The sequence below is a fragment of the bacterium genome (genome assembly GCA_012517375.1).
In the GTDB taxonomy this organism is placed as follows: Bacteria; Hydrothermota; Tepidihabitantia; order B3-TA06; family B3-TA06; genus JAAYVC01.
This window is the reverse complement of the sequence record JAAYVC010000016.1, coordinates 1-26546: the sequence shown is the minus strand read 5'-3', so window position 1 is coordinate 26546 and position 26546 is coordinate 1. Positions and strand designations below refer to the sequence as shown.

50 protein-coding genes and 1 pseudogene are annotated in these 26546 nt (G+C 49.1%); 44 read left to right on the top strand and 7 right to left on the bottom strand.

The window, feature by feature from the left end:
• The 42 genes and pseudogenes from tuf to GX441_02045 all read left to right on the top strand — a co-directional run.
• Positions 1-139, top strand: a 139-nt coding sequence (gene tuf / locus GX441_02250; GenBank protein NLI97464.1) for an elongation factor Tu, incomplete at its 5' end; no start/stop codon positions are given.
• Positions 139-456 (top strand): 30S ribosomal protein S10, encoded by a 318-nt coding sequence (rpsJ, locus tag GX441_02245; protein NLI97463.1) that lies wholly within the window; start codon positions 139-141, stop codon positions 454-456. The genes tuf and rpsJ, both read left to right, overlap by 1 nt.
• A 50-nt stretch (positions 457-506) precedes the next feature.
• Positions 507-1127, top strand: a complete 621-nt coding sequence (gene rplC, locus GX441_02240; GenBank protein NLI97462.1) for a 50S ribosomal protein L3 — start codon at positions 507-509, stop codon at positions 1125-1127.
• Positions 1124-1750 carry a 50S ribosomal protein L4 gene (rplD, locus tag GX441_02235; protein NLI97461.1) on the top strand — a complete coding sequence of 209 codons (627 nt, stop codon included), beginning with the start codon at positions 1124-1126 and terminating at the stop codon, positions 1748-1750. Before rplC ends, rplD begins: the two co-directional genes overlap by 4 nt.
• Entirely contained in the window at positions 1747-2040 is a 294-nt protein-coding gene (locus GX441_02230) for a 50S ribosomal protein L23 (GenBank protein ID NLI97460.1), read from the top strand. Before rplD ends, GX441_02230 begins: the two co-directional genes overlap by 4 nt.
• Positions 2040-2879 carry a 50S ribosomal protein L2 gene (gene rplB / locus GX441_02225; protein NLI97459.1) on the top strand — a complete coding sequence of 280 codons (840 nt, stop codon included), beginning with the start codon at positions 2040-2042 and terminating at the stop codon, positions 2877-2879. Before GX441_02230 ends, rplB begins: the two co-directional genes overlap by 1 nt.
• Positions 2879-3172, top strand: coding sequence for a 30S ribosomal protein S19 (rpsS, locus tag GX441_02220; GenBank protein ID NLI97458.1), 294 nt, complete (start codon positions 2879-2881; stop codon positions 3170-3172). Before rplB ends, rpsS begins: the two co-directional genes overlap by 1 nt.
• Positions 3169-3525 (top strand): 50S ribosomal protein L22, encoded by a 357-nt coding sequence (gene rplV, locus GX441_02215; protein ID NLI97457.1) that lies wholly within the window; start codon positions 3169-3171, stop codon positions 3523-3525. The genes rpsS and rplV overlap by 4 nt, the downstream gene beginning before the upstream one ends.
• The gene (rpsC, locus tag GX441_02210) at positions 3525-4163 is read left to right on the top strand and encodes a 30S ribosomal protein S3 (protein NLI97456.1); all 639 of its coding nucleotides are present in this window, start codon (positions 3525-3527) and stop codon (positions 4161-4163) included. The genes rplV and rpsC overlap by 1 nt, the downstream gene beginning before the upstream one ends.
• 2 nt (positions 4164-4165) lie before the next feature.
• On the top strand, positions 4166-4597 hold the full coding sequence (gene rplP / locus GX441_02205) for a 50S ribosomal protein L16 (GenBank protein ID NLI97455.1): 432 nt from the start codon (positions 4166-4168) through the stop codon (positions 4595-4597).
• Positions 4584-4970: a 50S ribosomal protein L29 gene (gene rpmC / locus GX441_02200; protein NLI97454.1), complete on the top strand. Its 387-nt coding sequence runs from the start codon at positions 4584-4586 to the stop codon at positions 4968-4970. Before rplP ends, rpmC begins: the two co-directional genes overlap by 14 nt.
• Positions 4967-5215 (top strand): 30S ribosomal protein S17, encoded by a 249-nt coding sequence (gene rpsQ / locus GX441_02195; GenBank protein NLI97453.1) that lies wholly within the window; start codon positions 4967-4969, stop codon positions 5213-5215. The genes rpmC and rpsQ overlap by 4 nt, the downstream gene beginning before the upstream one ends.
• Complete coding sequence (gene rplN / locus GX441_02190; protein NLI97452.1) at positions 5212-5580, top strand: 50S ribosomal protein L14; 369 nt, start codon at positions 5212-5214, stop codon at positions 5578-5580. Before rpsQ ends, rplN begins: the two co-directional genes overlap by 4 nt.
• Complete coding sequence (locus GX441_02185; protein ID NLI97451.1) at positions 5580-5900, top strand: 50S ribosomal protein L24; 321 nt, start codon at positions 5580-5582, stop codon at positions 5898-5900. The genes rplN and GX441_02185 overlap by 1 nt, the downstream gene beginning before the upstream one ends.
• On the top strand, positions 5897-6439 hold the full coding sequence (gene rplE, locus GX441_02180) for a 50S ribosomal protein L5 (protein ID NLI97450.1): 543 nt from the start codon (positions 5897-5899) through the stop codon (positions 6437-6439). The genes GX441_02185 and rplE overlap by 4 nt, the downstream gene beginning before the upstream one ends.
• A 1-nt stretch (position 6440) precedes the next feature.
• Complete coding sequence (locus GX441_02175; protein NLI97449.1) at positions 6441-6626, top strand: type Z 30S ribosomal protein S14; 186 nt, start codon at positions 6441-6443, stop codon at positions 6624-6626.
• Between the two features lie 9 nt (positions 6627-6635).
• Positions 6636-7025: a 30S ribosomal protein S8 gene (gene rpsH, locus GX441_02170; protein NLI97448.1), complete on the top strand. Its 390-nt coding sequence runs from the start codon at positions 6636-6638 to the stop codon at positions 7023-7025.
• A complete protein-coding gene (gene rplF / locus GX441_02165) occupies positions 7025-7594 on the top strand; it encodes a 50S ribosomal protein L6 (protein NLI97447.1) in 570 nt (189 codons plus the stop codon). Before rpsH ends, rplF begins: the two co-directional genes overlap by 1 nt.
• Positions 7594-7956, top strand: a complete 363-nt coding sequence (locus GX441_02160) for a 50S ribosomal protein L18 (GenBank protein ID NLI97446.1) — start codon at positions 7594-7596, stop codon at positions 7954-7956. The genes rplF and GX441_02160 overlap by 1 nt, the downstream gene beginning before the upstream one ends.
• A 1-nt stretch (position 7957) precedes the next feature.
• Positions 7958-8485 carry a 30S ribosomal protein S5 gene (gene rpsE / locus GX441_02155; protein ID NLI97445.1) on the top strand — a complete coding sequence of 176 codons (528 nt, stop codon included), beginning with the start codon at positions 7958-7960 and terminating at the stop codon, positions 8483-8485.
• Entirely contained in the window at positions 8469-8678 is a 210-nt protein-coding gene (gene rpmD, locus GX441_02150; GenBank protein ID NLI97444.1) for a 50S ribosomal protein L30, read from the top strand. The genes rpsE and rpmD overlap by 17 nt, the downstream gene beginning before the upstream one ends.
• The gene (gene rplO, locus GX441_02145) at positions 8671-9147 is read left to right on the top strand and encodes a 50S ribosomal protein L15 (GenBank protein NLI97443.1); all 477 of its coding nucleotides are present in this window, start codon (positions 8671-8673) and stop codon (positions 9145-9147) included. The genes rpmD and rplO overlap by 8 nt, the downstream gene beginning before the upstream one ends.
• Positions 9144-10466 carry a preprotein translocase subunit SecY gene (secY, locus tag GX441_02140; GenBank protein ID NLI97442.1) on the top strand — a complete coding sequence of 441 codons (1323 nt, stop codon included), beginning with the start codon at positions 9144-9146 and terminating at the stop codon, positions 10464-10466. The genes rplO and secY overlap by 4 nt, the downstream gene beginning before the upstream one ends.
• 5 nt (positions 10467-10471) lie before the next feature.
• On the top strand, positions 10472-11092 hold the full coding sequence (locus tag GX441_02135; protein ID NLI97441.1) for a nucleoside monophosphate kinase: 621 nt from the start codon (positions 10472-10474) through the stop codon (positions 11090-11092).
• Entirely contained in the window at positions 11089-11835 is a 747-nt protein-coding gene (gene map / locus GX441_02130) for a type I methionyl aminopeptidase (GenBank protein NLI97440.1), read from the top strand. Before GX441_02135 ends, map begins: the two co-directional genes overlap by 4 nt.
• Complete coding sequence (infA, locus tag GX441_02125; GenBank protein ID NLI97439.1) at positions 11828-12046, top strand: translation initiation factor IF-1; 219 nt, start codon at positions 11828-11830, stop codon at positions 12044-12046. The genes map and infA overlap by 8 nt, the downstream gene beginning before the upstream one ends.
• Before the next feature lie 24 nt (positions 12047-12070).
• Positions 12071-12187, top strand: a complete 117-nt coding sequence (gene rpmJ / locus GX441_02120; protein NLI97438.1) for a 50S ribosomal protein L36 — start codon at positions 12071-12073, stop codon at positions 12185-12187.
• An 8-nt stretch (positions 12188-12195) separates the two neighbouring features.
• The gene (rpsM, locus tag GX441_02115; GenBank protein NLI97437.1) at positions 12196-12576 is read left to right on the top strand and encodes a 30S ribosomal protein S13; all 381 of its coding nucleotides are present in this window, start codon (positions 12196-12198) and stop codon (positions 12574-12576) included.
• A gap of 8 nt (positions 12577-12584) precedes the next feature.
• The gene (rpsK, locus tag GX441_02110; protein NLI97436.1) at positions 12585-12968 is read left to right on the top strand and encodes a 30S ribosomal protein S11; all 384 of its coding nucleotides are present in this window, start codon (positions 12585-12587) and stop codon (positions 12966-12968) included.
• 8 nt (positions 12969-12976) lie between these two features.
• On the top strand, positions 12977-13591 hold the full coding sequence (gene rpsD, locus GX441_02105; protein NLI97435.1) for a 30S ribosomal protein S4: 615 nt from the start codon (positions 12977-12979) through the stop codon (positions 13589-13591).
• A gap of 11 nt (positions 13592-13602) precedes the next feature.
• The gene (gene rpoA, locus GX441_02100) at positions 13603-14634 is read left to right on the top strand and encodes a DNA-directed RNA polymerase subunit alpha (protein NLI97434.1); all 1032 of its coding nucleotides are present in this window, start codon (positions 13603-13605) and stop codon (positions 14632-14634) included.
• Complete coding sequence (rplQ, locus tag GX441_02095) at positions 14624-15184, top strand: 50S ribosomal protein L17 (GenBank protein NLI97433.1); 561 nt, start codon at positions 14624-14626, stop codon at positions 15182-15184. The genes rpoA and rplQ overlap by 11 nt, the downstream gene beginning before the upstream one ends.
• Before the next feature lie 42 nt (positions 15185-15226).
• Complete coding sequence (locus GX441_02090; protein ID NLI97432.1) at positions 15227-15523, top strand: aspartate 1-decarboxylase; 297 nt, start codon at positions 15227-15229, stop codon at positions 15521-15523.
• Between the two features lie 2 nt (positions 15524-15525).
• On the top strand, positions 15526-16479 hold the full coding sequence (locus GX441_02085) for an NTP transferase domain-containing protein (protein NLI97431.1): 954 nt from the start codon (positions 15526-15528) through the stop codon (positions 16477-16479).
• Positions 16458-16565: pseudogene (locus tag GX441_02080) on the top strand (YdgA family protein). Before GX441_02085 ends, GX441_02080 begins: the two are co-directional and overlap by 22 nt.
• Before the next feature lie 350 nt (positions 16566-16915).
• Positions 16916-17233, top strand: a complete 318-nt coding sequence (gene rsfS, locus GX441_02075; protein ID NLI97430.1) for a ribosome silencing factor — start codon at positions 16916-16918, stop codon at positions 17231-17233.
• 50 nt (positions 17234-17283) lie between these two features.
• Entirely contained in the window at positions 17284-17739 is a 456-nt protein-coding gene (locus GX441_02070) for a PTS sugar transporter subunit IIA (protein NLI97429.1), read from the top strand.
• Positions 17739-18089: a hypothetical protein gene (locus GX441_02065; protein ID NLI97428.1), complete on the top strand. Its 351-nt coding sequence runs from the start codon at positions 17739-17741 to the stop codon at positions 18087-18089. The genes GX441_02070 and GX441_02065 overlap by 1 nt, the downstream gene beginning before the upstream one ends.
• 220 nt (positions 18090-18309) lie before the next feature.
• Positions 18310-18600 (top strand): DUF192 domain-containing protein, encoded by a 291-nt coding sequence (locus GX441_02060; GenBank protein ID NLI97427.1) that lies wholly within the window; start codon positions 18310-18312, stop codon positions 18598-18600.
• A complete protein-coding gene (hypB, locus tag GX441_02055) occupies positions 18600-19259 on the top strand; it encodes a hydrogenase nickel incorporation protein HypB (protein ID NLI97426.1) in 660 nt (219 codons plus the stop codon). Before GX441_02060 ends, hypB begins: the two co-directional genes overlap by 1 nt.
• Entirely contained in the window at positions 19260-19643 is a 384-nt protein-coding gene (locus GX441_02050) for a hydrogenase maturation nickel metallochaperone HypA (protein NLI97425.1), read from the top strand.
• A 148-nt stretch (positions 19644-19791) separates the two neighbouring features.
• Complete coding sequence (locus tag GX441_02045; protein ID NLI97424.1) at positions 19792-20352, top strand: hypothetical protein; 561 nt, start codon at positions 19792-19794, stop codon at positions 20350-20352.
• Between the two features lie 290 nt (positions 20353-20642).
• On the opposite strand, the gene GX441_02040 is transcribed toward GX441_02045, so the two are convergent.
• The 7 genes from GX441_02040 to GX441_02010 form a co-directional block, all read right to left on the bottom strand.
• Positions 20643-21134, bottom strand: coding sequence for a ferritin family protein (locus GX441_02040; protein NLI97423.1), 492 nt, complete (start codon positions 21132-21134; stop codon positions 20643-20645).
• A gap of 62 nt (positions 21135-21196) precedes the next feature.
• Positions 21197-22174 (bottom strand): autotransporter domain-containing protein, encoded by a 978-nt coding sequence (locus GX441_02035; protein ID NLI97422.1) that lies wholly within the window; start codon positions 22172-22174, stop codon positions 21197-21199.
• Positions 22175-22222: 48 nt separating this feature from the next.
• The gene (locus tag GX441_02030) at positions 22223-23152 is read right to left on the bottom strand and encodes a hypothetical protein (GenBank protein NLI97421.1); all 930 of its coding nucleotides are present in this window, start codon (positions 23150-23152) and stop codon (positions 22223-22225) included.
• A gap of 61 nt (positions 23153-23213) precedes the next feature.
• Positions 23214-23465 (bottom strand): hypothetical protein, encoded by a 252-nt coding sequence (locus GX441_02025; GenBank protein NLI97420.1) that lies wholly within the window; start codon positions 23463-23465, stop codon positions 23214-23216.
• A 133-nt stretch (positions 23466-23598) separates the two neighbouring features.
• Positions 23599-24153 carry a hypothetical protein gene (locus GX441_02020; GenBank protein NLI97419.1) on the bottom strand — a complete coding sequence of 185 codons (555 nt, stop codon included), beginning with the start codon at positions 24151-24153 and terminating at the stop codon, positions 23599-23601.
• Positions 24154-24163: 10 nt separating this feature from the next.
• The gene (ccsA, locus tag GX441_02015; protein NLI97418.1) at positions 24164-24994 is read right to left on the bottom strand and encodes a cytochrome c biogenesis protein CcsA; all 831 of its coding nucleotides are present in this window, start codon (positions 24992-24994) and stop codon (positions 24164-24166) included.
• The gene (locus GX441_02010) at positions 24969-25760 is read right to left on the bottom strand and encodes a cytochrome c biogenesis protein ResB (GenBank protein ID NLI97417.1); all 792 of its coding nucleotides are present in this window, start codon (positions 25758-25760) and stop codon (positions 24969-24971) included. Before GX441_02010 ends, ccsA begins: the two co-directional genes overlap by 26 nt.
• A gap of 162 nt (positions 25761-25922) precedes the next feature.
• Here GX441_02010 and GX441_02005 point away from each other — a divergent pair, with 162 nt between their 5' ends.
• Together GX441_02005 and GX441_02000 are read left to right on the top strand one after the other, a co-directional pair.
• A complete protein-coding gene (locus GX441_02005) occupies positions 25923-26291 on the top strand; it encodes a hypothetical protein (GenBank protein ID NLI97416.1) in 369 nt (122 codons plus the stop codon).
• A gap of 81 nt (positions 26292-26372) precedes the next feature.
• The coding region (locus GX441_02000) for a hypothetical protein (GenBank protein ID NLI97415.1) at positions 26373-26546 on the top strand (174 nt) is incomplete at its 3' end.

The following is a 26546-nucleotide window of genomic DNA, read 5'->3' as shown; positions in this document are numbered from 1 at the left end:
GATGGTGATGCCTGGCGACAACGTGGAGCTTGGAATAGAGCTTATCTCCGAGGTAGCGCTTGAGGAAGGCTCCCGGTTTGCAATCCGCGAAGGCGGACGCACCGTTGGCGCTGGCGTCGTCACAAAGGTGATTGAATAATGGATATTGAGAAGATTAGAATAAAACTTAAGGCATACGACTACAGAATACTTGACCAATCGGCCAAGGATATAGTCGACATTGCCAAGAGAACGGGCGCAAAGGTTTCGGGTCCTATCCCACTTCCGACGCGCCGTTCCCTTTATACGGTTTTGCGTTCACCTCATATAGACAAACGCAGCCGTGAGCAATTTGAGTTCAAAGTACACAAACGCCTGATAGAGATCGGCGAAGCGACTTCCGAGATGGTTGATGCGCTTATGCGTCTGGAAGTGCCCGCCGGCGTAGAGATAGAAATTCACTCTGTTAAAGGCTAATCCCTCTATACTAAGGGAATAAAACTTAAAGATTAAAGATAGGAATGAAAATGAAAGGAATGCTTGGACGTAAACTCGGCATGTCCAGGGTTTACGAAGACGGTCGCAAGATAACGCCTGTAACACTCATCGACGTCGATGATTGCTATGTTATCCAGTCGAAGACCGTTGCTAGTGATGGTTACGCCGCAGTTCAGCTCGGCATAAGCCGTCGCAAGCGCGCAACCAAGCCTCTGCGCGGACACCTTAAGAAGGCTAAGCTTTCTCATTCACCCTTGAGAATTATGGAACTGAGGGGAGAATTTGAAGGAGAAGTCAAAGCAGGAACAAAGTTTGACACAACGCTTTTTGCACCTGGTGATAAGGTGGACGTGATAGGCTGGACAAAAGGTCGCGGCTTTGCAGGCGGAATGAAGCGCCACGGATGGCATGGCGGTCCCGAGACACACGGCTCGAACCACCACCGCAGGATAGGATCGGCAGGTCAGACTACATATCCTGGAAGGGTTTTGAAAGGACACAGCATGCCGGGGCATTACGGCAACGAACGCCAGACGATTCACAATCTACGCGTCGTAAAAGTGGATCCGGAGCGCAACCTTCTTTACCTGAAAGGATCGGTTCCTGGACCTACAGGAGGAGTACTGCTTATAAGGAAGGTGGAAGCATGAAACTTGATATTCTTAAACACGATGGCTCCACTTCCGGTTCGGTAGAATTCCCAGATAGCATATTTTCCACGCCTGTAAACAATACAATCCTTTGGGAAGCTGTTGAAGCTTACCGGGCTAATATGCGCCAGGGTACAGCTAAGACAAAGACCCGTTCCGAAGTCGAAGGCGCTAAGAAGAAGCTTTTTCCTCAAAAACATCTTGGCCGCGCAAGAATGGGTACGCTGCGTTCACCAGTTCGGATTCATGGCGGAGTCGCTCACGGTCCCCAGCCGCGCAGCTACCGCAAGAATCTTAGTCAGGCTTTAAGAAAAAAGGCTTTGCTTGAGGCCATTAAACAGAAGATTCAGAATGGCGATTTATCCGTTATTGAAGATATAACTGTCTCAGAGCCCAAAACAAAGCTTGTGGCGAAGGTTTTAGCCGCCGTTCGGCAAAAGGATAATATCTCAATGCTTCTTGTCCCTGCATCATCCACCAATGAACTCCTGTTGGCAAGCCGCAATATAGCCGCTTTAGATGTTCTTAGCGAGAAAGATCTCAACGCTTACGCAGTGTGGCGTCCTAAGAAGCTAATGCTTTTCAAGTCGGCCTGCGATTCCCTTATTGCGAGGTGGAAATGAAGGACCCGAGACTGATAGTTCGCCACCCTATCGTTACTGAAAAGTCGTTGCTCGCCCGTGACGAAAAGGGTCAGTATTCTTTTGCGGTTGCGGTTGATGCTACAAAACTTGATGTCCGCAAGGCTGTGGAGAATCTGTTCCACGTTCACGTAAAAAGCGTGAACATGATGAAGATTAAAGGTAAGATGAAGAGACTTGGTCGTTTTGAAGGAAAGAAGTCTGACTGGAAGAAGGCTGTCGTAACGCTTGCAAAAGGCGAAAGAATCGAAGAACTTGTTGGAGGTGCCTGATGGCGCGTGTAATATCCAGGATTAAAAAATACAAGCCAATAACGCCAGCCAGGCGCTTTTATGAAGTGATATACGACAAAGAGATATTCAACGAAAAACCTTATGAACCTCTCCTTGATACACTTCGAAAAAAAGGCGGCCGCAACAATATGGGTCGCGTTACAGCACCCAGAAGGGGAGGAGGAGAGAAACGACACTACAGAATCATAGATTTCAAGCGCGATAAAGAGAATATTCCTGGCAAGATAGTTTCCATTCAGTACGATCCCAACAGGACAGCCAACATAGCACTTGTAAGCTACCCTGATGGAGAATACAGATATATTCTTGCTCCTGACGGTCTCCAGAAAGGCACTGAGATAATTTCAGCCCCCGAAGCTCCCTTGAAGCCAGGGAATTCCATGCCGCTTGCGAAGATACCGGTCGGAATTGAGATACACAATCTCCAGATATTCCCCAACACAAGGGGACGTATGGTTCGCAGCGCCGGTTCATCGGCTCAGATTCTTGCCAAAGAGGGTAAGCAGGCTTTCGTTAAACTTCCCTCAGGCGAGGTCAGACTGTTCAACGTGGCTTGCTACGCAACGGTTGGTCGCGTTTCGAATCCCGAGCATGTAAAGCTTAGCATAGGCAAGGCTGGAAGAAAACGCCATATGGGTATAAGGCCACGTACAAGAGCGGTAGCCAAAAACCCGCACGACCATCCGATGGGCGGCGGCGAAGGAAAGGCTTCGGGTGGCAGACCCCCTTGTTCCAAGAACGGTTTAATAGCCAAGGGTAAAAAGACCCGCAACAGGAATAAGGCTTCAACTCGTTTGATAGTTAAAAGGAGGAAGTAGTGGGACGCTCGCTTAAAAAAGGCCCCTACGTGGATGAAAAGCTTTTGAAGAAAGTCTCGGCTCTAGATGTAAGAAAGCAAAAAAAGATAATTCGCACATGGGCCAGACGTTCCACGATACCGCCGGAGTTCGTTGGACACACCATAGCCGTTCACAACGGGAAGAAATTCATACCCGTTTACGTTACCGAGCAGATGGTCGGCCATAAGCTTGGCGAGTTTTCTCCGACCCGTACATACCGCGGTCATGGAGGAAAGAAAGAAGTTACAGCCGAAGAAGGAAAGAAGAAATGAGCGAAGCTGTTGCAAGAGCGAAATTCATACGCGGATCGTCGCGCAAGTACGGTCAAATACTCAGTCTCATACGTGGCAAGAAGATAGACGACGCTTTGAACATTCTTACCTTTCTTAACAAGCCTACGAAAGAACCGGTATTAAAGACCCTTAAAGCGGCTATAGCCAACGTTGAGTCAAAGCTTGGAAAGATTCGCTTTGACAGAGAAAGTTTTTTTATTGTTGACGCAAGGGCTGATACAGGCCCAATAATGAAAAGGATGCGTGCCGCGCCTCGAGGACGCGGAGTAATAATCCGCAAGAGGTTTGCCCATCTAACATTAAAGATCTCTGACGAAAAGAGGAATGCATAATGGGACAGAAAGTCAATCCCCACGGCTTCAGGCTCGGCTACACTAAAGAATGGCAATCGCAGTGGTTTGATGAAAACAACTATGCCGTGCATCTTGCCGAGGATATCCGCATAAAGCGTTATATCTATACTAAACTGAACGATGCCGCAATCTCAAATGTAATAGTGCGTCGAGTCGGCACCAAAACGGCAGTCACGATATCAACCGCCAGACCGGGGATGGTCATCGGTCAGAAGAGAGCTAATCTTGAAGTCTTAAGCGAGGAACTGAAGCAGCTTACAGGTAAGCCTGTGAACGTTTACGTCGAAGTCGTAAGGGTTCCCGAACTCGAAGCCCGCATAGTGGCTCGCACGATAGCAAGCCAGCTTGAGGCGCGTGTCGCTCACCGGAGAGCCATGCGTCGCGCCACAACACAGGCTATGAAGCTCGGAGCCCGAGGCATTAAAGTAGCCGTAGCGGGTCGTCTTGGCGGTGCGGAAATAGCCAGGCGGGAATGGTATAAAGAAGGTCAGGTACCTCTTCAGACCCTGGCTGCGGATATCGATTATTCTCTTGAGACCGCATTCACTATCGCCGGTACTGTCGGCGTAAAGGTTTGGATTTATAAAGGCGGCGTTGCCGATACCTGGAGGAAGTAAATATGTTGATGCCTAAACGAACCAAGTGGCGCAAACAGCACAGGGGCCGCATGACAGGCAAGGCGACGTCCGGTTCCACGATAGCGTTTGGAGACTTTGGGCTTATGGCTACAGAACCGTGCTGGCTAACCTCTCGTCAAATTGAAGCCAGCCGTGTTGTTCTGGCCAAGAAGCTCAGGAAAAGCGGCAAGTTATGGATAAGAGTATTCCCAGATAAGCCGGTTTCCAAGAAGCCTGCCGAGACCAGAATGGGAAAAGGTAAAGGCGCACCGGAGTTCTGGGTCTGCGTCATCAAGCCGGGAAGAATTCTTTTTGAACTTGACGGATTGACTGATGAGGCGGCGAAGGCGGTTTTAAAAGAAGCTGCAAGCAAACTGCCTTTGAGAACAAAAGTAGTAAAGCGCGAAGAAGGAATTCACTATGAAGGCATCTGATCTTAGATCAATGACTCGCGACGAGCTTGAGCACGAAATCAACGAGCTCCGAGAAGAAGAGTTTCGTTTGAGGTTGCGGCGGCCAACCGAGGATTTGCCTAATGCTCTTCGGTTGCGCACAATCCGTCGCGATATCGCTAGAATTGAAACCCTCCTAAGGGAAGACAAACTCGGAATAATCGAGCTCCCCCGAAAGAGCACTAAGGAAGCAAAGAAGGAAGAAGTCCAGCCCGCTGAAAAGAAAGAGGAAAAGCCGAAGAAAAAGACCGCAAAAAAGACCTCTACCTCTAAAGCTGCACCAAAGAAAACAAAAAAAGCACCTGCAACAAAGAAAAAAGAAACGAAAAGGACTTCTAAAGGAACCAAGAAATGAGCGCACGCAAAAGATTGATAGGAGAGGTAGTCTCCACAAAACCCGAAAAAACGATAGTGGTGAGCGTGGTTCGCAAGGAACTTCATCCCATATATAAAAAGTACGTCAACAAACGCCACAAGTACTACGCGCATGACGATGCAAAGAGATGCAAGGAAGGCGATCGCGTCGAGATAGAAGAAACGCGCCCTCTCTCTAAACTCAAGCATTTCCGCGTACTACGAGTGCTGGGTGAAGAGAAATGATTCAGGATAATTCAAAGCTAGTAATAAGCGATAATACAGGCGCCAAGATGGCTCGCGTCATAAAAGTCTTAGGCGGTACCCGCAGGCGCTACGCCGGGGTCGGTGATATAGTCGTCATAGCGGTCAAATCGGCCCTTCCTACAGCATCGATTCGCAAGGGCGAAAAGGCTAAGGCTGTAATAGTTCGTACCCGCAAGGAGATATCGCGTCCGGACGGTTCCTACGTTCGCTTTGATGACAACGCCTGCGTGATAATAGATGAAAACAAACAGCCCAAAGGGACACGCATTTTTGGTCCTGTTGCGAGAGAATTAAGAGAATACAACTTTACTAAAATAATCTCCCTAGCCCCGGAGGTGGTGTAATGAAAATAACTATCAGAAAGGGTGATCTTGTTGAAGTTGTAACCGGAGAAGACAAGGGGAGACAAGGAAAAGTCCTGAAGATAGATAAGGAAAAAGGACGCGTTCTTGTCGAGGGTATCAATATGGTCAAAAGACACGAACGCTCCAAGGGCAAGGCGAACAAACCTGGCGGGATAATTGAAAAACCCGCTTTTGTAGACCGTTCAAACGTTGCCCTTGTATGCCCTAAATGCGGCAAGCCGAGCCGGATGGGCAGGGCGCTTAAAGGTGACAACAAAGTGAAAGTGTGCAAACGCTGCGGGGGAGAGATAGTATCATGAGTATACTGCGCGACCATTACCGTGAAAAAGTTGTAAAAACACTTATGAAAGAGTTCGGCTACGGCAATGTAATGCAGGTACCGAAAGTCAAGAAAGTCGTAGTGCACGTTGGAGCCGGTGAAGCGTCCCAGGATTCCAAGCTAATAGAGCCTATTGTGGATGATCTTGCAAAGATAACGGGTCAGAAACCTGTTGTCACCAAGGCCAAGAAAGCTATATCCAACTTCAGGCTGCGCAAGGGCATGGTCGTAGGTGCAAGAGTTACCCTCAGGGGTGAACGCGCCTACCACTTTATGGAACGGTTTTTCAACTTTGCCGCCCCTCAGATACGAGATTTCAGAGGATTTCCAACGGACTCGTTCGACGGAAGAGGTTCTTACACGCTGGGTCTTCGCGAACAGCTTATCTTCCCCGAGATAGAACGTGATAAAGTCAAAAAAGTCTTTGGTATGGATATCACAATCGTGACTACCGCCAAACATGACGATGAAACCAAGGCTTTGCTCGGTTATCTGGGCATGCCTTTCCGAAAGGAGTAATGTGGCACGACTGGCTTTGATCCATAAACAGAAACGCGAACCCAAGTTTCGCGTCCGCCACTATAATCGCTGCCAGCGCTGCGGAAGACCGCGAGCCTATTACCGCAAGTTCGGACTCTGCAGGCTCTGCTTCCGTGAGCTTGCCCTCAACGGCGAGATTCCGGGCGTTAAAAAGGCGAGCTGGTAAGGAGCAACAATGGATGTAATCAGCGATTATATTGCAGCATTGAATAATGCCATTCTGGCTCATAAAAAAGAAGTCAGGATTCCTGCTTCAAGGTTCAAACAGGAGATTTCTCGTATCCTCTTGGAAGAGGGTTACATCAGCAATTTCCAGCTTCTTGAAAAGGAATGGCCTTTACAGATACTTATTCAGCTTAAATACTCCGCACACGGAGAAAGCGTTGTGGCTGGAATCAGAAAAGTCTCAAAGCAATCCCGCAGGGTTTACAGAAAAGCGGACGATATACCGAGAGTGCGCAACGGGCTTGGGACAGCTATTGTATCCACATCCCAGGGCGTAATGACCGACCGCCATGCCCGAAATCTAGGGATAGGCGGCGAGATAATATGCGAGGTATGGTAATGGCCCGCGCATCTTTCAAGCCTATTTCAATTCCTTCAGGCGTCAGTTTTAGTCAGACAGAGAACGGTTATGTGTTCAAAGGCCCTAAAGGGTCAGTGGATGTCGTTTTTGTTCCGGGCATATCGCTGAAAGGGGAGAAATCCGATATTCAACTTTCATACTCAAGCCGTCCTGAAAACAAAGCGATGCTCGGTCTTGCAGTCGCCCTGGTGAAAAACGCTATTTCTGGTGTAACTGAAGGATTCTCAAAGGTTCTGACTCTTAGAGGCACCGGTTTCAAGGTTCAGAAGGAAGATTCCAAGTTAACTTTTACAATAGGTTACAGTCATCCGATAGTTTACCCGCTGCCCAAAGGGATAGACGCCGAAATATTCGAACCTAAAGCCCGCGACGATAAAGAATGGATTGCAGATATCACGATTAAAGGCGTTGACAAGCAGCTTGTAGGACAAGTAGCAGCGGAAATAAGACGCTACCGTCCTCCCGACCCCTACAAGGGCAAGGGTTTGCGGTATAAGAACGAGCATGTTCGTCGCAAGCTTGGCAAGCGTGCCGCAGGAGCTGAATAATGAAACATGTCAAACAGTTCGGACGAAAAAGGCGTCATCTGCATATACGCGAAAGAGTTAAGGGAACCTCAGAACGGCCCCGTTTGGTTATCTTCCGTTCCAACAGGCACATCTATGCGCAAATTGTAAATGACGAAGAAAATCGCGTTATTACCGGATTTTCCTCTCAATCCCAGGCTTTCAAGAACATGAATGTTGAAGGCGATAAGAAGGCAGATTCCCGTGCGGTGGGCAAGTTGCTCGCGAAGGCATTGAAGGAGCGCGGCATATCCAGGATAGTTTTTGATCGCGCAGGTTATCGCTATCATGGAAGGGTCAAAGCCCTTGCCGAAGCCGCCCGCGAGGAAGGACTGGAGTTCTAGTATGTTTGAAAAGCATCAATTAACTGAGACTCAGGAAGAGCTTCTCGATCAAGTCATCGAGATAAAACGCGTGACAAAAGTAGTCAAAGGCGGAAAACGCTTCAAATTATCAGCGACGGTCGTGGTTGGCGACGGTACCGGACATGTGGGAGTCGGACACGGCAAGGCCAATGAAGTAGCAATGGCCGTATCAAAAGGCCGTGAACATGCGCGTAAGGTTCTCTATAAGATTCCGGTTTCCCGGACTATCCCGCATTCAACTGAAGCAAGGTTTTCTGCAAGCAAGGTTATAATCAAACCCGCCTCGCCAGGAACCGGTCTCATAGCAACCCTTCCGGTCAGGGCAATACTCCAGGCTTGCGGAATCAAGGATGCCCTGACGAAATCGCTCGGATCACATACGCCATACAATCTGGCCATGGCTACGATACATGCGCTAAAGAAGCTGAGAAATCTCGAAGAAGTCGCCAGACTGCGGAACAAACCTATTTCATACTTTATGGAGCGTAAGGATGCCGGCGAAAAGTAAGAAGAATGTTAAGATAAAAGTCACCCTTGTGGGCAGTCTTATTGATTCAAAGCCCGTGCACAAAAAGACTGCAAGAGCGCTCGGTCTGCGCAGACGTGGAGCAAGCCGCATCCACGATGATAATCCGGTTATCAGAGGAATGATAGCTAAAGTCGTCCACCTCGTGAATGTCGAGGAGGTGTCCAATGGCTGAGCTGTTGAAAAGACACCCAGGCGCTCACAAGCGCCGCAAGCGCGTAGGCGCTGGACCAGGCTCAGGTTCGGGTGGGACTTCCGGTCGCGGCAATAAAGGTGCAGGTCAGCGTTCGGGCACCGAACACGGACCAAAGTTTGAAGGCGGCCAGATGCCTCTCGTAAGGCGCATCCCAAAGAGAGGCATGCAGAAGGGGAAGAAGATTAACCGCATGCACAACCCGAAGGGCGCAGAAAAGCTGCGCTATCAGGTTATCAACTTCTCAAGACTTGCTGAATGGGACGCTTCGCTAACCGTCAATGCAGAAAATCTCGTAGAGAAGGGTCTAATCAGGTATAAGGACCGCCCATTGAAACTCCTTGCCGCGGGCGAACTCAAGAAACCTCTGAATTTTACCGTAAATGCAGCTTCCGGCAAAGCCCGTGAGCTCGTCGAGAAATCGGGCGGAAAACTCGAGGTGATGAAATGATGCAGGGCGTAGGTAATATCTTCAAGATTCCTGATCTAAGGAAGAAGATACTTTTTACCATTCTGATGGTAATAATCTACCGCCTCGGCACCCACATTCCAACACCAGGCATCAATCCCCTTGCCATGGGCGCGCTTTTCAAGCAGATGCAAGGCACGGTCTTCGGCCTGTACGACCTGTTCGTGGGCGGAGGACTCTCTCGCGCTTCAGTCTTTGCAATGGGCGTCATGCCTTACATCTCGGCATCCATTATCTTCCAGCTCTTGGGTTCTGTGTTTCCTAAGATACAGAAGATGCAGCAGGACGAAGAAGGCCGGCGCAAGATCAATCAGTACACGCGCTATTTCGCAGTGCTTTTGGCAATTCTTAATGCTGTCGGCATATCCGCTTACCTTCAGAGTCTTGGACCCGTTCAATTAGGCGATGGAAGAGTCATTCCTGTCATCGCTTACAGCGGAATACTCCTTAGGCTAGTCACAATAGCTACACTTACAGCCGGAACCATATTCCTTATGTGGATAGGCGAGCTTATTACGGAGAAGGGTATAGGAAACGGAATAAGCTTTCTTATCTTCATAGGCTGCGTTGACAGTATTCCACAAAGCATAGGTAGCACCATTAGGCTCGTGACAACAGGCGCAAAGTCGTGGTTCGTGCTGATTGTGCTTCTTGCTATAATCATCTTTACCTTTGCCGCCATGATTCTCATGACCCAGGCGGTTCGCAAGATACCCGTTCAGTATCCAAAACGAGTAGTTGGGAGACGCATCTACGGCGGTCAGTCCACGTTTATTCCACTGAGGCTGACCACGGCCGGAGTAATCCCAATCATCTTTGCCCAGAGCATTATTGCCATTCCCCTTACCGTTATTCAGTTTCTCGGAAATCCCAATCTCCAGCAAGGAATTCAGGTTTGGTTCGGTTCAGGAACCGTCATACACGATGTAGTCTACGCCTTGTTTATTATATTCTTTTCTTATTTCTATACGTCCATGGTTTTCAACCCTATGGATCTTGCCAACAACATGAAGCGTATGGGCGGTTTCATTCCTGGGATCAGGCCGGGTCAGAAGACTGCCGAGTACATAAATAGCGTTCTTTCCAAGATTACGCTACCGGGTGCAATATTCCTTGCCTTAGTCGCGCTCCTACCTACTTGGATAATGCAGGGTCTCGGGGTTCCCTTCTATCTCGGCGGAACAACATACCTGATTATCGTGGGTGTAGCCTTAGATACCATCCAGCAGATAGAGTCACATCTTCTTATGCGTTCTTATGAAGGACTCCTTAAGGGCACTAAGATAAGAGGACGTCGTTGAGGGCTATTGTGCTTCTGGGACCCCCAGGTGCCGGCAAGGGCACTCTCGCTCGTGATTTGGCAGAGTGTGCACATTTTTCCGTCTTCGTCACAGGCGACGTTTTGCGAAAGGCTATCCAGGAGGAGACCGAGCTGGGCAGGAGCATAAAATCAAATGTAGAAGCCGGCAGGCTAGTCGATGATGAAACTATCTTGACGCTTGTTCGCGACTTCCTGCGCTCGCATAGAGAAGGCGTTATCTTTGACGGGTTTCCTCGTACAATAGGCCAGGCTAAAGCTCTTGAATCTATAATCGGTGCCGATTCCCTGGGGGTCGTATACCTCGAATTATCGGAAGAGATGGTTTTGAAACGCTTGGGCTCAAGAAGAAACTGCCCTGCTTGCGGAAAAATATACAATCTCCTGTCGAATCCTCCGCTTAAGGACGGGACTTGCGACGACTGCGGTTGCGCTCTCATTGTCCGCAAAGACGATGATCCAGATATCATCAAGTCCAGATATGATGTATACTTGAAAGAAACGGCTCCTCTTGTAGAATACTACGACGGCAGATTGATAAAAGTCAATGCCGATCGTTCCGTTGATGAAGTCTTCCATGACGTGAGAGGCAAGCTTTGTCAGGAATAATCATTAAATCTGAAGCAGAGATTGAAGGCATAAGGGAATCTGGCAGGATACTAGCCGCAGCGCTGAAGGTGGCGGAACTTGAGCTTGCCCCAGGTAAGACAACCGCAGAGATTGACGTAGTAATAGAAGAATATATCCTTTCCAACGGTGCCAAGCCTGTATTCAAGGGGTACAGGGGTTTTCCTGCCGCATCCTGCATAAGCATAAACGAAGAAGTAATTCACGGGATTCCCGGAAACCGCGAGTTGAAGGATGGAGATCTTGTCAAGATAGATGTAGGGGTTTCCAAAAACGGCTTCATTTCTGATTCCTCCCGCAGTTTTGCGGTCGGCAGGACCTCCGATAAAATCCGCAAGCTCGTTTCCGTGACTCGTGATACGCTGGATAAGGCAATAGACGCGTCCAGAGCAGGAAATAGAGTGGGCGATATCAGCCACACCATAGAAGAGAATGCCAGAGCCGCCGGCTTTGAAGTCGTAAAGGAATATTTCGGCCACGGCACCGGTCTTTCGCTTCACGAAGAGCCTAACATACCGAACTACGGTCCGAAAGGTGTGGGTCCTCTCCTTGAACCAGGAATGACTCTGGCAATAGAACCTATGCTTAACATGGGTACAGGAAAGATAAAACTCAAGGAAGATAACTGGACTGTTGTAACTGCAGACGGAAAGATTTCCGCGCACTTTGAGCACACGATAGCGATAACCCGGAAAGGGCCAGAGGTCCTGACAGCGTATGTCTAAAAGGGATCTTATACAGACGGAAGGAGCAGTAATAGAGGCGTTGCCAAATGCGACATTTCGCGTAGAATTAGACAACGGTTTTAAGGTTTTAGCGCATCTATCTGGCAAGATGCGGATGAATTACATCAAGATTCTTCCAGGTGACAGGGTTCTTGTAGAACTTTCACCGTATGATCTGTCCAGAGGCCGGATTGTTTACAGATTTAAGTAATTATTTTATAAGGAGAATATCCTGATGAAGGTTAAAGCATCAATTAAGAAACGTTGCGAACATTGCAAGATAGTCAAGCGCCACGGCAGGGTGCTTGTTCTCTGCAAACGCAACCCGAAGCACAAACAGAGACAGGGTTAGGAGGACTTGTGGCTCGTATCGCCGGTGTAGATTTAATACCAAACAAGTCTATTGAATACGCTTTGCCCGATATTTTTGGAATAGGACTTGTTAAGTCAAGAGAGATCCTTACAAAGACCGGAATTGATTTTAGAAAGAAGGTCAAGGATCTCGATGAGAACGAATTGGCCCTTATACGGCAGGAAATAGAGCAGAATCATAAAGTCGAGGGAGCGCTGAGAGCGGATTTAGCCTCAAACATAAAGCGTCTTATAGAAATCAACTGCTACAGAGGTTCAAGGCACAAGATGGGTCTTCCGGTCAGGGGACAGCGCACGCGTACAAACGCTCGCACACGTAAAGGGCCCAAGAAGACCAGCGGCAAATTAAAACTTAAGAAGAATGTCTAGGAGGATAGTTGGCTAGAAAGAAGGTCTATCGTAAGAAGAAAAAGTTCCCTGATACCGGTCTTGTGAAGATTCACGCTACTTTCAACAACACCATAGTGGCAATCACCGACCGTGAAGGCAACGTTCTCATCTGGGCGTCAGGCGGCAGGACCGGATTCAAGGGAGCAAAGAAAGGCACTCCGTTTGCGGCACAGCAGGCTACAGAAGTCGCGGCGCGCGAGGCTGCGTCCCAGGGACTCAAGAAAGTGGACGTTATCGTGAAAGGCCCTGGCCCGGGCCGCGAAGCGGCTATCCGTTCGCTTCAGAATGCAGGACTGCAGATAACCCAGATTGTAGATACAACGCCAATCCCTCATAACGGCTGCAGACCTCCCAAGCAGCGCAGGGTATAGGAGATAGTATGGCTCGAGATATATCACCTTCCTGCAAGAAGTGCCGGCGCGAAGGAGAAAAGCTCTTTCTCAAAGGCGAACGCTGCCTCAGCGAGAAATGCGCTCTTTCCCGTCGCGGCGCCAAGGAACATTCAAGGTTCGTGAGACGGACCTCGGCCTATGCCCAGCAGCTCAAGGAAAAACAGAAATTGCGTCTTATGTATGGAATGCTTGAAGGACAGTTCCGGCGTTTCTTCGAGCTTGCAGATAAGCGGGGCAACCCTGCAATAGAGCTTCTTTTGCTTCTGGAACGCCGGCTTGATAACGTAGTTTACAGAATCGGATGGGCTGAAAGCCGACCGCAGGCAAGGCAGCTTGTCCGTCACGGCCACGTCGCCGTGGGCGGAAAAAAAGTGGATATTCCTTCCTACTCGGTGCAAGCGGACGATATCGTAACTCTGAGCAGTCCCGATTCGAGTTTTGCCCAGGAAAAAACCGAACATGTGGATTCGAATCGTCTTGCTCCATGGATGAGCGTGGAAGGAAAACAGAACAGAATCCGTATTACCCGCCTGCCTGCTGCGGAAGATGTAGCCGAGATACCTGTTAATACCCAGCTTGTAGTAGAGCTTTACTCCAAATAATGGAGGGCTATGTGGCTGAGCGTCGTCGATTTATAAAAATACCAGAGGTGGTTCATGTAGATCATGAGACTACTTCTGAAATATATGCAAAGTTTACTTTAGGTCCCTTGAGCAGAGGATGGGGCTGGACGATGGGCACAGTTCTTAGAAGAGCAATGCTTTCGTCCGTTGAGGGTGCGGCTCCAACCCAACTCAGAATAAACGGTATAATCCACGAGTTTTCGACAATAGACGGTGTACTTGAGGATGTTCCACTTATTGTGCTCAACGTAAAGAAGCTCAGATTCAAGAAGGAAGGCGAGGGTCCTGAATACGCCTATCTCAGGGTTGATAAACCTGGCGAATACAAAGGTAAGGATCTTGAACTCTCTCCCAACCTCAAACTTGTCAATCCCGATTCGCCGATTCTTACCGTTACCGTGCAGGATAAATCGCTTCATCTTGAATTGAAGGTTGAGCACGGAAGAGGATACGAAACACAGGAAGTGATTAAAAAGCGCTCGCCTGGCGAACCAACCGGCACTATATTCCTTGATGCCTTCTACTCTCCAGTCCGTCAGGTCAAGCTTGACGTGACAAATGTACGCTATGGAGACCGCACGGACTACGAGCAGGTGGTATTCGAGGTTTTCACCGACGGAAGCGTGACTCCTGAAAAGGCGCTTGAACAGACTGCGGAGCTTCTGCGCGATCATGTAGAAGCTCTTTTGAGCCTGAGCGATCCCAAGCTTGCAACTCAGGAATCAGATGGCGCTGGCGCCGGTTCGCCGTGGGCCAACGTTTCTATTGAATCTCTTGAAGTGCCGCAGACCGTCAAAAAGGCGCTTACCGACCATGGCATTTACAACGTTTCCGATCTACTGAAATACTCAGAGGATGAAATTATGACATGGGGAGATATTAAGCCGCGTTCCTTCGCTTCCCTGCGCTCACGCTTGCAGGAAATGGGCATAATGCTCAGCGAAGGAAACAATGAAGACGACGAGGCTCTTTCTCCCGAAAACGATGATGACGAAGAGGATACGGAAGAAGATGAGACATAGAAAGGATATATCAAAACTAAGGCGTCCTGAGGCGCATCGACAAGCGCTGGTGAATTCGCTGGTGCGTTCTTTGGTTATCAACGATAGAATCACGACTACACTTGCAAAGGCCAAAGCCGCTCAAAGACTGGCCGAACGTATTGTCAGTCGCAGCAAACGCAACGATCTGGCGGCAAGACGGTACGCATACTCCTATCTTGGAAGTCACAGCCTAGTAAAGCATTTGTTCGATGAAGTGCGGCCGCGTTTTGAGGATCGAAACAGCGGCTTTACAAGGATCTTTAGGCTGGGAACCAGGCACGGTGACGGCGCCGAAATGGCGATTCTTGAAATGACCGTTAAACCGGAGAAGAAGAAGACGGAGACGAAACCTAAAACCGCAAAACCGAAAGCGTCCAAACCTAAACCCGCATTGAAACCGAAAACCAAAACCGCGAAAGAGAAGACCGAAGACAAGCCCAAAAAGACTGCCGCCTCAAAGAAAGAAACTAAACCGCCTAAAGAGAAGAAATCAAAAAAGGAAGCACAGCCTAAATCAGAGCCGGAATAGGTGTATAGACCTTTCCTTCAAGCAAAGATTTTTCCGGTCATAGTGACCGATAAAAACCTCGAATACGAGGGCAGCCTTGCCCTTTCAGGCACATTAATATCGAAGGCGGGACTTGAACCTGGTCAGATGGTTCTTATAGTCAATCTGGAGAATGCAGAGAGGTTCGAGACCTATCTTATTGAGGCAGGCGAGGGCGAGTGCTCCCTGAACGGCGGGACGGCAAGGCTTGGGGAGATAGGCGATAGATTGATAATCATTGCCGTAGCCTATCTGGACCCAGGAGAGCGTATCGAGCCGGTGGTAATTAAGGTGGACAGGCAGAACAAGCCTCTGGAGTAGAGTTGACAGCGATAATTCTTGCCGCAGGAAAAGGGAAAAGAATGGGGTCAATATTGCCGAAGGTTCTTCAGTCGCTTCTCGGAAAACCAATGATATTGTACATAGCCAGAGCCGTCCAACACTTTTCGCCGGAGGAGACGATTATCGTCGCAAATCCGGAAGGCGTGGATTTTCTGAAGGAGATTCTCGGAAACGAAACCACTAAGTACGTAATTCAGCCTGAGGCTACGGGTACTGCTGATGCAGTCAAACGCTGCGCCAAAGAGGTCGCGACACGCAGGGTCATGATACTGTGTGGTGACGTTCCTCTTATTCGGCCGCAGACTCTTTCGCAGATGATAGCTCTGCACCAATCCAGCGGTGCGGCAGCGACTCTGCTTTCAACCGAGCTGCCCGACCCTTCCGGCTATGGTCGCGTAATACGAAACGGCGACGGAACCGTAAGAAGGATTGTTGAACACAAGGATGCAACCTCTCTAGAGAAGGAGATAAGGGAGATAAACTCCGGAACCTACATCTTTGAAACGTCCCTTCTCTTCAATTCCCTTCAAAAGGTGGATCCCAGTCCGGTGACAGGAGAATATTATCTTACTGACGTGATTTCGATGATGGTTGACGAGGGTCACAGGGTTGAGGCTTTGAAGATAGACGACAGAACCGAGGTGATGGGCATTAATGATCCGGCAGCGCTCCGGCAGGTCGAAAACGTATTCCGTGAAAGACTCATTAATGAATGGCTTCGTTCGGGTGTGAGAATCGAGAACCCGCAGATGGTCGAGGTAGAGGGCGATGTTACTCTTTTTGCGGGCTCTCAAGTTACCGGACGCGTTACTTTGAAGGGCGCTACATCAGTTGGTGCGGCATCTTCGATTGGTCCGTACGTGCAACTTGAGGATACTGTTGTTGAAGGCAGCAACTATATAAAGGGGGTACGATCAAAAAAATCCTCATCCTGACCCTGGTCGTTATCGTGCTCGGAGCCGCTTTTTCAATAGGATATTATTTCATTACCAAGGATAAGGAAAAGAATATAGATGAATCAGGCGTTCCCATAAGAGTTGAGATACTTAACGGATGCGGGGTGTCCGGCGTTGCCAGAAGAACGATGGCATATCTGAGGGTGAGAGGATATGATGTTTTGTCAGTAGGGGATTCGCGTGAGAAATTCGCAAAAACCATCATCATAGAGAGAAGAAGCTCGGACAATATAAATGCCAGAACTCTTGCCAGGACCCTTGGACTTGACAGGTCTTCAGTTACGCAATCACTGGACTCCCTTACGCCAGTTTGGGTTACGCTTATTGTCGGAGACGACTACAGGAAGTACCTTCCTGACACAACGGAGACAATACAATGAAGCAGACATCCGCTTTCGCCAAGAAGTTAGCGCGCATGCTTGATGAAAAGAAGGCCGAAGACATAAAGATACTCGACGTGCGGAAGCTTTCAAGCGTTACCGAATACTTTATTTTTGCATCGGCTTCATCCTCAGTGCATTCACGGTCTCTCGCCGAGCATATAAGGGATAGGGCAAGAACAGACTGGAAAATCCATCATCTTGAGGGGCTTGAAGGCGGCGACTGGATTCTTATCGATTTTGTAGAGGTGATTGTTCACATTTTTCTTCCCGAAACGAGGGAGTTCTACGGGCTTGAACAGCTGTGGGGAGATGCAAAAAAAGTAAACGTTAATAAAAGCGAAAAACCTTGACATGTTAAAAAAAATCTTTATCTTATATTGGACGGTGCAAAGGAGGCTTTGTGAAGCTTTATAGCTTGCTTAAACCGGACCGTATAAAACTCGAACTTGCAGCGCGGAAGAAAACCGATGTGCTGCGCGAACTTGTGACGCTTATTCACAAGGAAAAAGATTCCGATCTTCTGGTTTCTACTCTGCTCAAACGTGAGGAGCTGGGTTCAACCGGAATCGGTAAGGGAGTGGCAATACCTCACGGACGCTCGCTAGTGGTCGAGAATCTGGAAATAGTGGTAGGCCGCTCTAAAGACGGCGTAGAATTCAACGCAATAGATAAAAAACCTGTCAATCTTTTCTTTCTCATTGTGGCACCGCCCCAGGACCCAGGTAACCAGTACCTTATCACCCTCGGAAGAGTCGCTGTGGTATGCCAGGAACTTCTTAAGAAAAAGACTTACGAAAAGCCTGCAACACCTGAGGAGTTCGTCGAACTGGTAAAAGAGATAGAGGACAATCTCTGATGTCGGAAGAACTCAAAACCCTTCTTGAACTTCAGCATCTGGATTACATGATTAAGGACTGGCGCAATACGGAGATGCGATCACAGTTCCAGAAGATAGGATTCAAAACTGCAGGCGAGGACCCGGTAGAGATGCTCTTGAAGCAGCGCGAGAAGCTTGTCGAGCGTCTCAATCCCTCGATACACCAGATGTACCAGCGGATTATAAGCCGGTACAAGGACTGGGCAGTGGTTCCGGTGATACACGATTTCTGCGGCGGCTGCTTCAGCAAGGTGCCCACTGAACTTTCGGGACATACAAACACCGTGAACAACTGTCCTAACTGCGGAAGGTTCATCTACTGGGACTGAGTTTCTCGAATCTGGAACTGGTCTAAGAAGGCGGAGATTCTTGCACAGATTTTTCTCATGCTGCATTCTCGCAGCCGCATACTTCTTGTCTATCGGATGTACGGACAAAAAGAACGAAAACAACCAGATCAAGGAACCGGCTTATATTACAATCAATATAAAGGGGACAAACGTAAAACTCGAGGTTGCACGGGATCGCGAAACGCTAAGCCGCGGACTCATGTTCCGAGACTCTCTTGCGTCTAACTCTGGAATGCTGTTCGTCTTCGAACGAGAAGGAATCTATTCCTTCTGGATGAAGAACACCCGTATTCCGCTTTCAATAGCCTTCATAAACTCTGGTGGACGGGTGGTAGGTCTTGACGAGATGGCGCCTTACGACACGGTGACCGCACACATGCCCTTTGAATCCTACATCTACGCAATAGAGATGGACTCGGGCTGGTTTTCATCAAGAAATGTCAAGCCGGGCGACACTATTGATATTCGGGGAGCGCTAAAGGAGAAGTAATGCACAAAACACACGGAAATTTCGGCATAGATCTCTCGAATGAGGAAAGTCTTCTTGCTCACAACAAGGAACTTGCAAAAGAAATCCACGAAAACCTGAAGAAGCGCGGCATCCGCTCCTTCGACTTCATGGGTTCCGTTGGTGCAGGAAAAACAACAACGCTTGAGAAGCTATCCGAGGCATTGAAGGTTAGCTACCGCATCAGCGTTCTTGCAGGCGACTTGACCACGACAATAGACGCCGACCGCATCGCTGCGCACGGCGTCCGGACCTTCCAGATAAACACGGGCAAGGAGTGTCATCTTGACGCTCACATCGTCGCTCATGCCATTGAGGATATCCCTGAGGATACCAATCTTCTCTTCATCGAGAACGTAGGCAACCTTGTGTGTCCGGGCGACTTTCCTCTGGGAACCGACATGCGCGTCGTTGTAGTCTCAGTCACCGAGGGCCCATACATGGTCAAGAAGCACCCTTATATCTTTGCCGAGGCTCAGGTTGCGGTCATCAACAAAAGCGATATGGCCCGGGCAATGGATGTCTCAGTCGAAGCTCTCACTGAAGACATTCACGGCATAAATCCGGAGGCTAAAGTCGTAGTCACATCCGCGAGGACGGCTGAAGGCATTCCCGAACTCATCTCGGCGCTCGGACTCTAAATGGCTCACGAGATGTCCGTGGCCGAGGCAATAGCGGTCACGGTGCTTAAAAGCGCAAGAGGGGAGAGGGCGCAAAAGGTCGAAACCATATCCCTCGAAATAGGCGAGCTCACGTTCCTCAACCCGGAACAGGTGACGTTCTGGCTCAGGGAACTCTTCAAGAACTCGGAGGCGTCCGACGCCGAAATCTCATGCAAGACCGTGCCTGCAAAGGTGCGCTGCAAGGTCTGCGACTACGAGGGTCCATTGGAAGTCAAAGATGACCCCCTGCTTCACACGACTTTGCCCGTATTTGCATGCCCAAGGTGCGGGCGCGGTGGGCTCGAGATAGTAGAAGGCAAGGACTACGTTATCCGTTCCATAGAGATTCTGAAAGATTCATGACTCAGAATCATCCATCTATCTCCTTCAGCCTTTTAGGGTGTGAGTCATAATAAAGTGAGGAAAGTCGTGAAAAAAAACCATTTGACAAAATTCCCCGACCCAATATCATAAACTCAATGAACACTAAATCCCGTCGCTGCCACATCCAATGAAGCTTGGAAAAACCTTTTACACGAGCGCTCCTGCTAAGTGGCGCGCCTGGCTAAAAAAGCATCACAAGACCGAGCAAGAGATATGGCTTGTTTTCTACCGGAAGGAGACAGGCAAGCCGCGCGTATCATACAACGACGCTGTGGACGAGGCGCTCTGTTTTGGCTGGATTGACAGCACCGTCAAACGCATTGACAATGAAAGCTTCGCTCAGAGATTCTCCCCTAGGAAACCAGGAAGCAATCTTTCGCAGGCTAACAGGGAACGAATCCGCAAGCTGATAGTTCAGAAAAGAATGACCGACGCCGGACTTGCGGCAGTAGCCCACGCCTTCAGTCCTCAAACTCGATTCGTTGTCCCTGCTGAGATACTTGAATCGCTCAAGGCCGACAGAGATGCGTGGAAGAACTTTCAAAACTTCCCTGAAAGCTATAAGCGCATCCGCATTGCTTATATCGAGAGCCGAAAAAGGCACGGGCAGGAAATGTTTGAAAGAAGCCTGAAATACTTTATAAAGATGACCGCAAAAAACAGACGCATAGGCTTCATCAAAGAATAATACCACCCCGCAAAATCGCTTATCTTTTGTGGGGACCCCGATTTTGACCATCTTTTGTTCTGTTTTTGCTCATAAATATTGTTCTTCAGATCCTAACTTAACGGGGTCCCCCAAAAAATGTGAAGCATTTTCTTGGGGCGTAAAAAAACGGCGAGCGGGGCAAGTTGCCTTACTCCGCTCGCGGGAGGGGTTGATGGTTAGGGGAGGGTTAATTTCTTTCTCTTATTACATTATAGGACGCAGAATGCCAGCGTCAAGTTGCCAGGTAGTTTTTCGCGCATATACGTAGCTTACGCTCCCCAATGGACGGCCGGGTCGAACTGGTCGTAATCCTCAATCTCGAGAGCGGCGTTGTATTCAACCTCAAGAAGGTGGTAGTGCGTCTGTTCCATTGCCGCAAGGTACTTGAACATTGCCTTCTGGCTTGCGTCATCGACCCTTTGCGCCATCTCATGGTAGAAGATGTTCGAATCGAGTTCGGTCTGCATCGCGGCTTTTAGAACTTTGCTTATCTTTCCTCCCTCCTCAGGCTTCCAGGCTGGAACAGGAGCCATTGTCTCGTCCGGTATCCGCGGCTTTTCATCGCCGAACTGCTGTCTGTACAGGCCTCTTAGGATTGCTTCATGCTTCATCTCCTCTGATGCAAGAAACTGCATCTTCTCCTTGAGAATGAAATTTTTGGACTGCGCGTGGATGCTTGAATAGATTTCCTGGGCTTCTATCTCGGCCTTTATTGCCATACTGAAAAGGTCTGCGAGAGAATGCTTGGGATCTGCTTTCATTCCGTCTCCTAGGTTAATTTTGTTTAAGTGTAGAAATTAATGGGTCTAAGTCAAGGTAAAGATCAGATCCTTAAGGATACGGAGAGCTGGAATGAATAGGATGTGGCGTCCGGCTCATCCGAAGTAAGCGCGAACGATCTCGACATTTCGAGAAGGGTTGAAAACCTCCACGGACCGTAAACCCACGAAGCATTTGCTGCAACCGAGATGGCTTCGTAATCGTTCCAGTATGGTTCCAGGTTGTACGTGGACGACCCGGAATAGCTTCCCTCCAGGCCGACGATGAGGGACGGTGTCAGCTTATAGTCAACGCCAGCCCTGATGCCTAGTGGGCTAAGGATAGTTCGGGCTGAATCATATTTACTGAAGCTCTTTGAAAAATGCGAACTTGCATAGAAATCGAACTGAGGGTTAATGTTGAAAAAGACAGAAGCCTCTAATATCAGGGGCATGAAGACTGTATCCTTAATTCCTGATTCCGATTCGAAAGACAGTAAACAAGGAGTAATGCAGTCGATACCGAGTCTTGCACCGTCAGCGGGAATGAACAAAAGACCTGCGTAAAAAGAAGGCGAATGAGAGAAGCTCAAAAGCGTATCTTCTTTTTTCGAAGCAAGATAATGGTTGTACCCGGCGGATGCTGCCATCCATGACAAAGGCTGCCATAAAGCCTGTATTGATGTACGGTAGGCTCCAATATAATCTGATTTATATGCCGAATCAGGGAGCGTTCCCTTTTTTTGAGCGGATACAATCTGTTCAGCACGAAGCCCGGCTTCAATGTTTCTGTATGCGGCATCGAATTGGATTCCGGGGAAAAAAGATATGGAGCCTGGTATGAGAGGTGTCGTATCTTCTTTATTGAAGGAAGAATACGCTAAGCCTCCCCGGGCCTCAAGCTTGAATCGAACGCTTTCAGCGGTGTTGAGCTGTTGTTCAATTACACGAGATGCAACAATTGAATGCAGGGGATTTGCCGTTTCCCAGGGCGAGGCAGCAAGATAAACGCAAATAATAAAGCAAAGGACTATTCTTCTCAAACCATGTCTCCCATACCCTAAGGATATGTGGATGGAGCTTTCTGTCAACTATTCGAGACGGAATAAAAGCTCCTCAAGCAGAACGAGAGACTTTTCCTCCGTTTTCATTGCTTCGGTAACGGCCTTCAAAAAGGGTCTGGAACTCTGGGAGTTCTGGGCCTCTTTAAGATTGTCTGAGGCTTGCGAATACCTTTTAGCGAGCGTAATCATCATCCGGCCTACCTCAAAGCTGTCGAACTCCGCGTGGTGGGTGAGAAATTTTGCGGCGTCCGCTCTCGCTTCGGCAAGGCACTGAGCCATCCTGTTGTGATGAACCGCTTTTTTTGCGTACTCCTTGATGTTCTCAAGCCAAAGCACATAAGCGTCTATGCCGCTCAGCCAGCCGGATTTCTTTATGTGGTTGGATGCCAGTTCAAAGGCCTGTTTGAGAACTATCCTTATTTTTGTTTCATAAGGAAAGGGGATTGCGGAGCCGCCTATTAGAAAAATCTTGGTTGGCCAGCATTCGTTTACTCTTTCGGTCAGTCTGCCCGGCATATAACCCATGAGCGTTCTCTTTTCGCTGTCCCAGCCCGTTATTACGCCCCAGCTGGATTCTGACCACGCCTCAGAACACACTACAGGAATCCCCCTCTTCAAATTCTCAATAACCCTTGCGCTCCAGTGGCGCAGGAAATAATTCCATAAATCGGTTTCCTTTTCAGGAGCCGATAGCAGTTCTCCTCTTAGGCCGAGAGAACGCAGCATGCTATCCGCAAAGAGATCGGAATTGGCGTTGCTCCAGAGTTCAACAGGCTTATCCGGGTGCGCCCATATTGCAAAAGCGTTCAACGAAAAGCCCCTTATATCGTATACGGGAACTTCTATGCCGAGTCTGGCAAGCACGGTATCTATGCTCCAAACGAAGGAACTGGTGGTTGGACTCGGTTCTGGTTTTCGTTTTATGATTTTTGTATCTAAACCTATTCGTGCATGCATGTTTCCTCCTCATACTCATGAATTTCTTCTTATCTCTATTTTAGGAGCAAAACAGGGTTCGTCAATCTTCCATGATATCGATGACTTTCTGCTTTAGTTCCTCATACGAAGGTTTCTGCTCGAATATTTCATAAGTTACGTGTTCTCCACTCTCAAAGCTTTCTTCTAAGAAATACCCCTGCATGATGTCGAAAAGGTTATGCCATTCGAGTACGATAACCCTTAAAGGGTCGTTCTCATCTTCGTATACTGGAAAGGCATAAATTGTTTTCCAGTAAGATATTGTATTTTCACTGTACTCGTATGCTCTCACAGTAAAGCCGCCAGCGGAAAACTCGTCGATTAAAACTGGAAGGTTTTTTTGAGTGTCGTTCGAGATGTGCAGGCAAGAAAGATAAGGGTCAAGACAGGCGGCATAAGCTTTCTCAAGTCATCCATCCTTCCCGCTATCTTACGATAGTCGCTGAAAGACCCCAGAAGATGATGCTGTTAAGTATGCCAAGGAGTATAGCCTTCCACAACGGCGTTCCGAAGACCCTTTTGAAGCCCCAGACGTAGAGCGACGACTCAGCTACAAGCGCCGCAGAGTGAACGGGAATCGCCCACGAAAGCGTCCAGTGATTCGTAAATATCAGGAATAAGTCCCATATAAGACACGGTATCCAGGGAAGGAACAGACCGTAGGATACGATGGCGAACACCTCTCTGAACCCGGCGCCCGCTCGTCCGCAGAGTCTTAGAAAGATAGTCGAGAAGCCGGATACTGCGTACGTGAGACCGATTCCGTACGGAAGAAGGAATATGAGCTCCCAGAAGTAGTATGTGTCCGAAGATATAGGCAGCCACGGTTTCGTGAAGGGAAGCATTTCCATGAGCCACAAAGGCAGGATGACGAACGAAGCGGTCGCGCCCCAGCGCAGGACCACGAGCAGGAAGGAAAGCTGCTTTGAACGCTCTATCTCGTCGAAGAACCTGCGCGGGTTGAAGAGTAGTCCAAACATCCTAAAAGCCTTACAAGAACTCGTGCAGGCCCGAATTTGTTGCGAGCCAGGTTAAAATCACCACCACAAAGCCCAAAAGCACGAGCCATGGGAAGAGCCTTGCTGTTTTTCCTTTCGAACTCCTCGTTATCAAGGCTAGCGCAAAAATGACAGCAATCGCTATTGCGGCTATCTGCTTGGCTTCCCAAGACCACCAGAAGCCAAAAAACGTCCGCGACGCCATTGCGCCGAGCCCGGCTGAGATCACGAAAAGAATGATTCCGGGCCAGAGGTAGAACTCGGCTAGCGACTGCCTTTGCTTCCGTTTCTCCTTATCCGATGCAGTAAGAGACGTGAACGCAGCCATGAAGGCAAGGGCGAATAAAGCGTAAGCAGGAAACGCAACTGCCGCATGAGGCTCGAACAAGGCGTTGGTCAAAGCGGGGGAGAGGTAGCGCGGGTAGGTTCCCGATTGGTCCACAAGTCTTTTTATGAGTGCGGCAAGAAGCAGTATCCACGAAAAGATAGCGGCGCCCCGTCCGTAGCCGAACGAGTCCTTGCGCCATGAAAGAACAAGGAACACTAATGAAACCGAGAACGCGAAGTAGACGAGCGTCTCATACAGCACGACAAAGGGCGCGTGGCCGGTGATGAAGAACCGCATCACGAGGAAGCCGGCGACAATCGCCGTGGCAGCGATATGAATCACGAAGCCCGCGGTTTTCAAGAGTTTTTTGTTGCTCATCGCGGGCGGAGAGTAGAATATTGCAGCAAGAAGGAACAAGGCCTCCATTATGGGCAGGGCGGTTCTCTCGAACGCGAAGAGCTTGAAGGGATCAAGCATCGCCTCTCCTTGTTTCACGTGACTCCTTCCGCATTCTCACTACAAAGCCCGTAACGAGTCCGAACAAGAGCAATGCAAGACCTGCACATCCCGCGATCCAACTCGAGTCCTTTGTGCAGACGAACGTTGCCGTGGGTCTGAATCTTATGCCGTCGAAGTAGAGTCTGTAGCCTTCGAAGTCGAGCGAGTCCGGGGCCCGCATCTTCTTTTCTGCGACAAGCTTGCCGGGTTCGATTATCTTCACGTTCACGACCGGCACCTCGGGCAGCGGCCAGAGCTGCGAGCGGTCTATGTGGAACTTCTCGAACGAGATGAGCATCGGAAAGCGCTCGTCATCTATAACGCCCTCCGGAGGAAACTCGTACGTCAAGGAATCTGCCCAGGGCGTCATCAGGATGAATCTCAGATATACCGAGTCCTTGCTAAGCCCGTAGCCCGATATGGAGATTCGCTTTGAACCTCTCTTCAATGGATGATTAAGGCTTATTGTATCCAGGCTGAATACCCTGCCGATGCGGGAGACAACGAGCGCCTGATAGTCTTTTATGGACTGGGTCTCTGGATAGAACGTGAGCCTGAACTTGTGCAGGTAGAGGGAGTCCGATTTTGCAAACCCCAGGGGCCGGATCTCGCCTTCGGTAAGCTCGAGATTGCGCCTGATAGAGAACACACTCTGCCATGCCATGCTTGCACCAATAATCACTAGTCCTGCAAGAACGGACAATATCCAGAGATTGGGGTGCGGCTTCAACACGTGTTTTGGCTTTTGCTTGCGCTCAGACACTCGGGAGTTTAACCTACAATGGAAGGTATGTCAAGGAGACGGTGGGAGGGCGGAATATTAAAATTGTTTTTGCCCAAACCTTGACATTTGCGTTTTTTTTTTTTACAATCAAGGGGTAAGAAAGAGCAATAAAGCTCTTCTTTCTAACCATAAGAGAATGCATTGAAACTCAAGCGCTTCGCAATAGCGGCGCTTCTGGCGCTTGCTTTATGTCCAGCGGCTTTCGCCGACACCGACTGGTCAGGCTACGGAACGGGCGATTGGGGAGGTCTGCATCCCTTCTACATCTGGCAGGGAACCCTTGTAACCAGCTCAACGCCAAACAAGTTCGAGGGCTACTGGGGTAAGGATACCAAGAACTGGATCAGAGGCAATACATCCTACGATTCAGGAACAGGCACCTACTACGTGGGTCAGGGACTTAACCCTCCCGGCGGCTGGGCTTACAACGGCACCGAAAGAGGCAAGTGGAAGGGCTGGTATCATCCATCGAGACCTGACACATGGTGGGGCGACCTCGCAGGAGACTGATGATTATACACAGAGGACGGCGTTCAACGCCGTCCTCTTGACATGAAACGAATCAAGCTTAATATATTTAAGGAGGAGACAATGCCGAAACGGGTTCTTTTGTTACTCTTCTCGGGTTTGCTTTTTTATCTGCAGGCAGGTTGGATAAAGACATATTGTCCTCATGACGCATCTTTTGGCGATTTCGTAGAGAACACGCCCGATGGAGGCTATATTGCTGCCGGTTGGGATTATCAAGCGGCAGGCTATATCCAG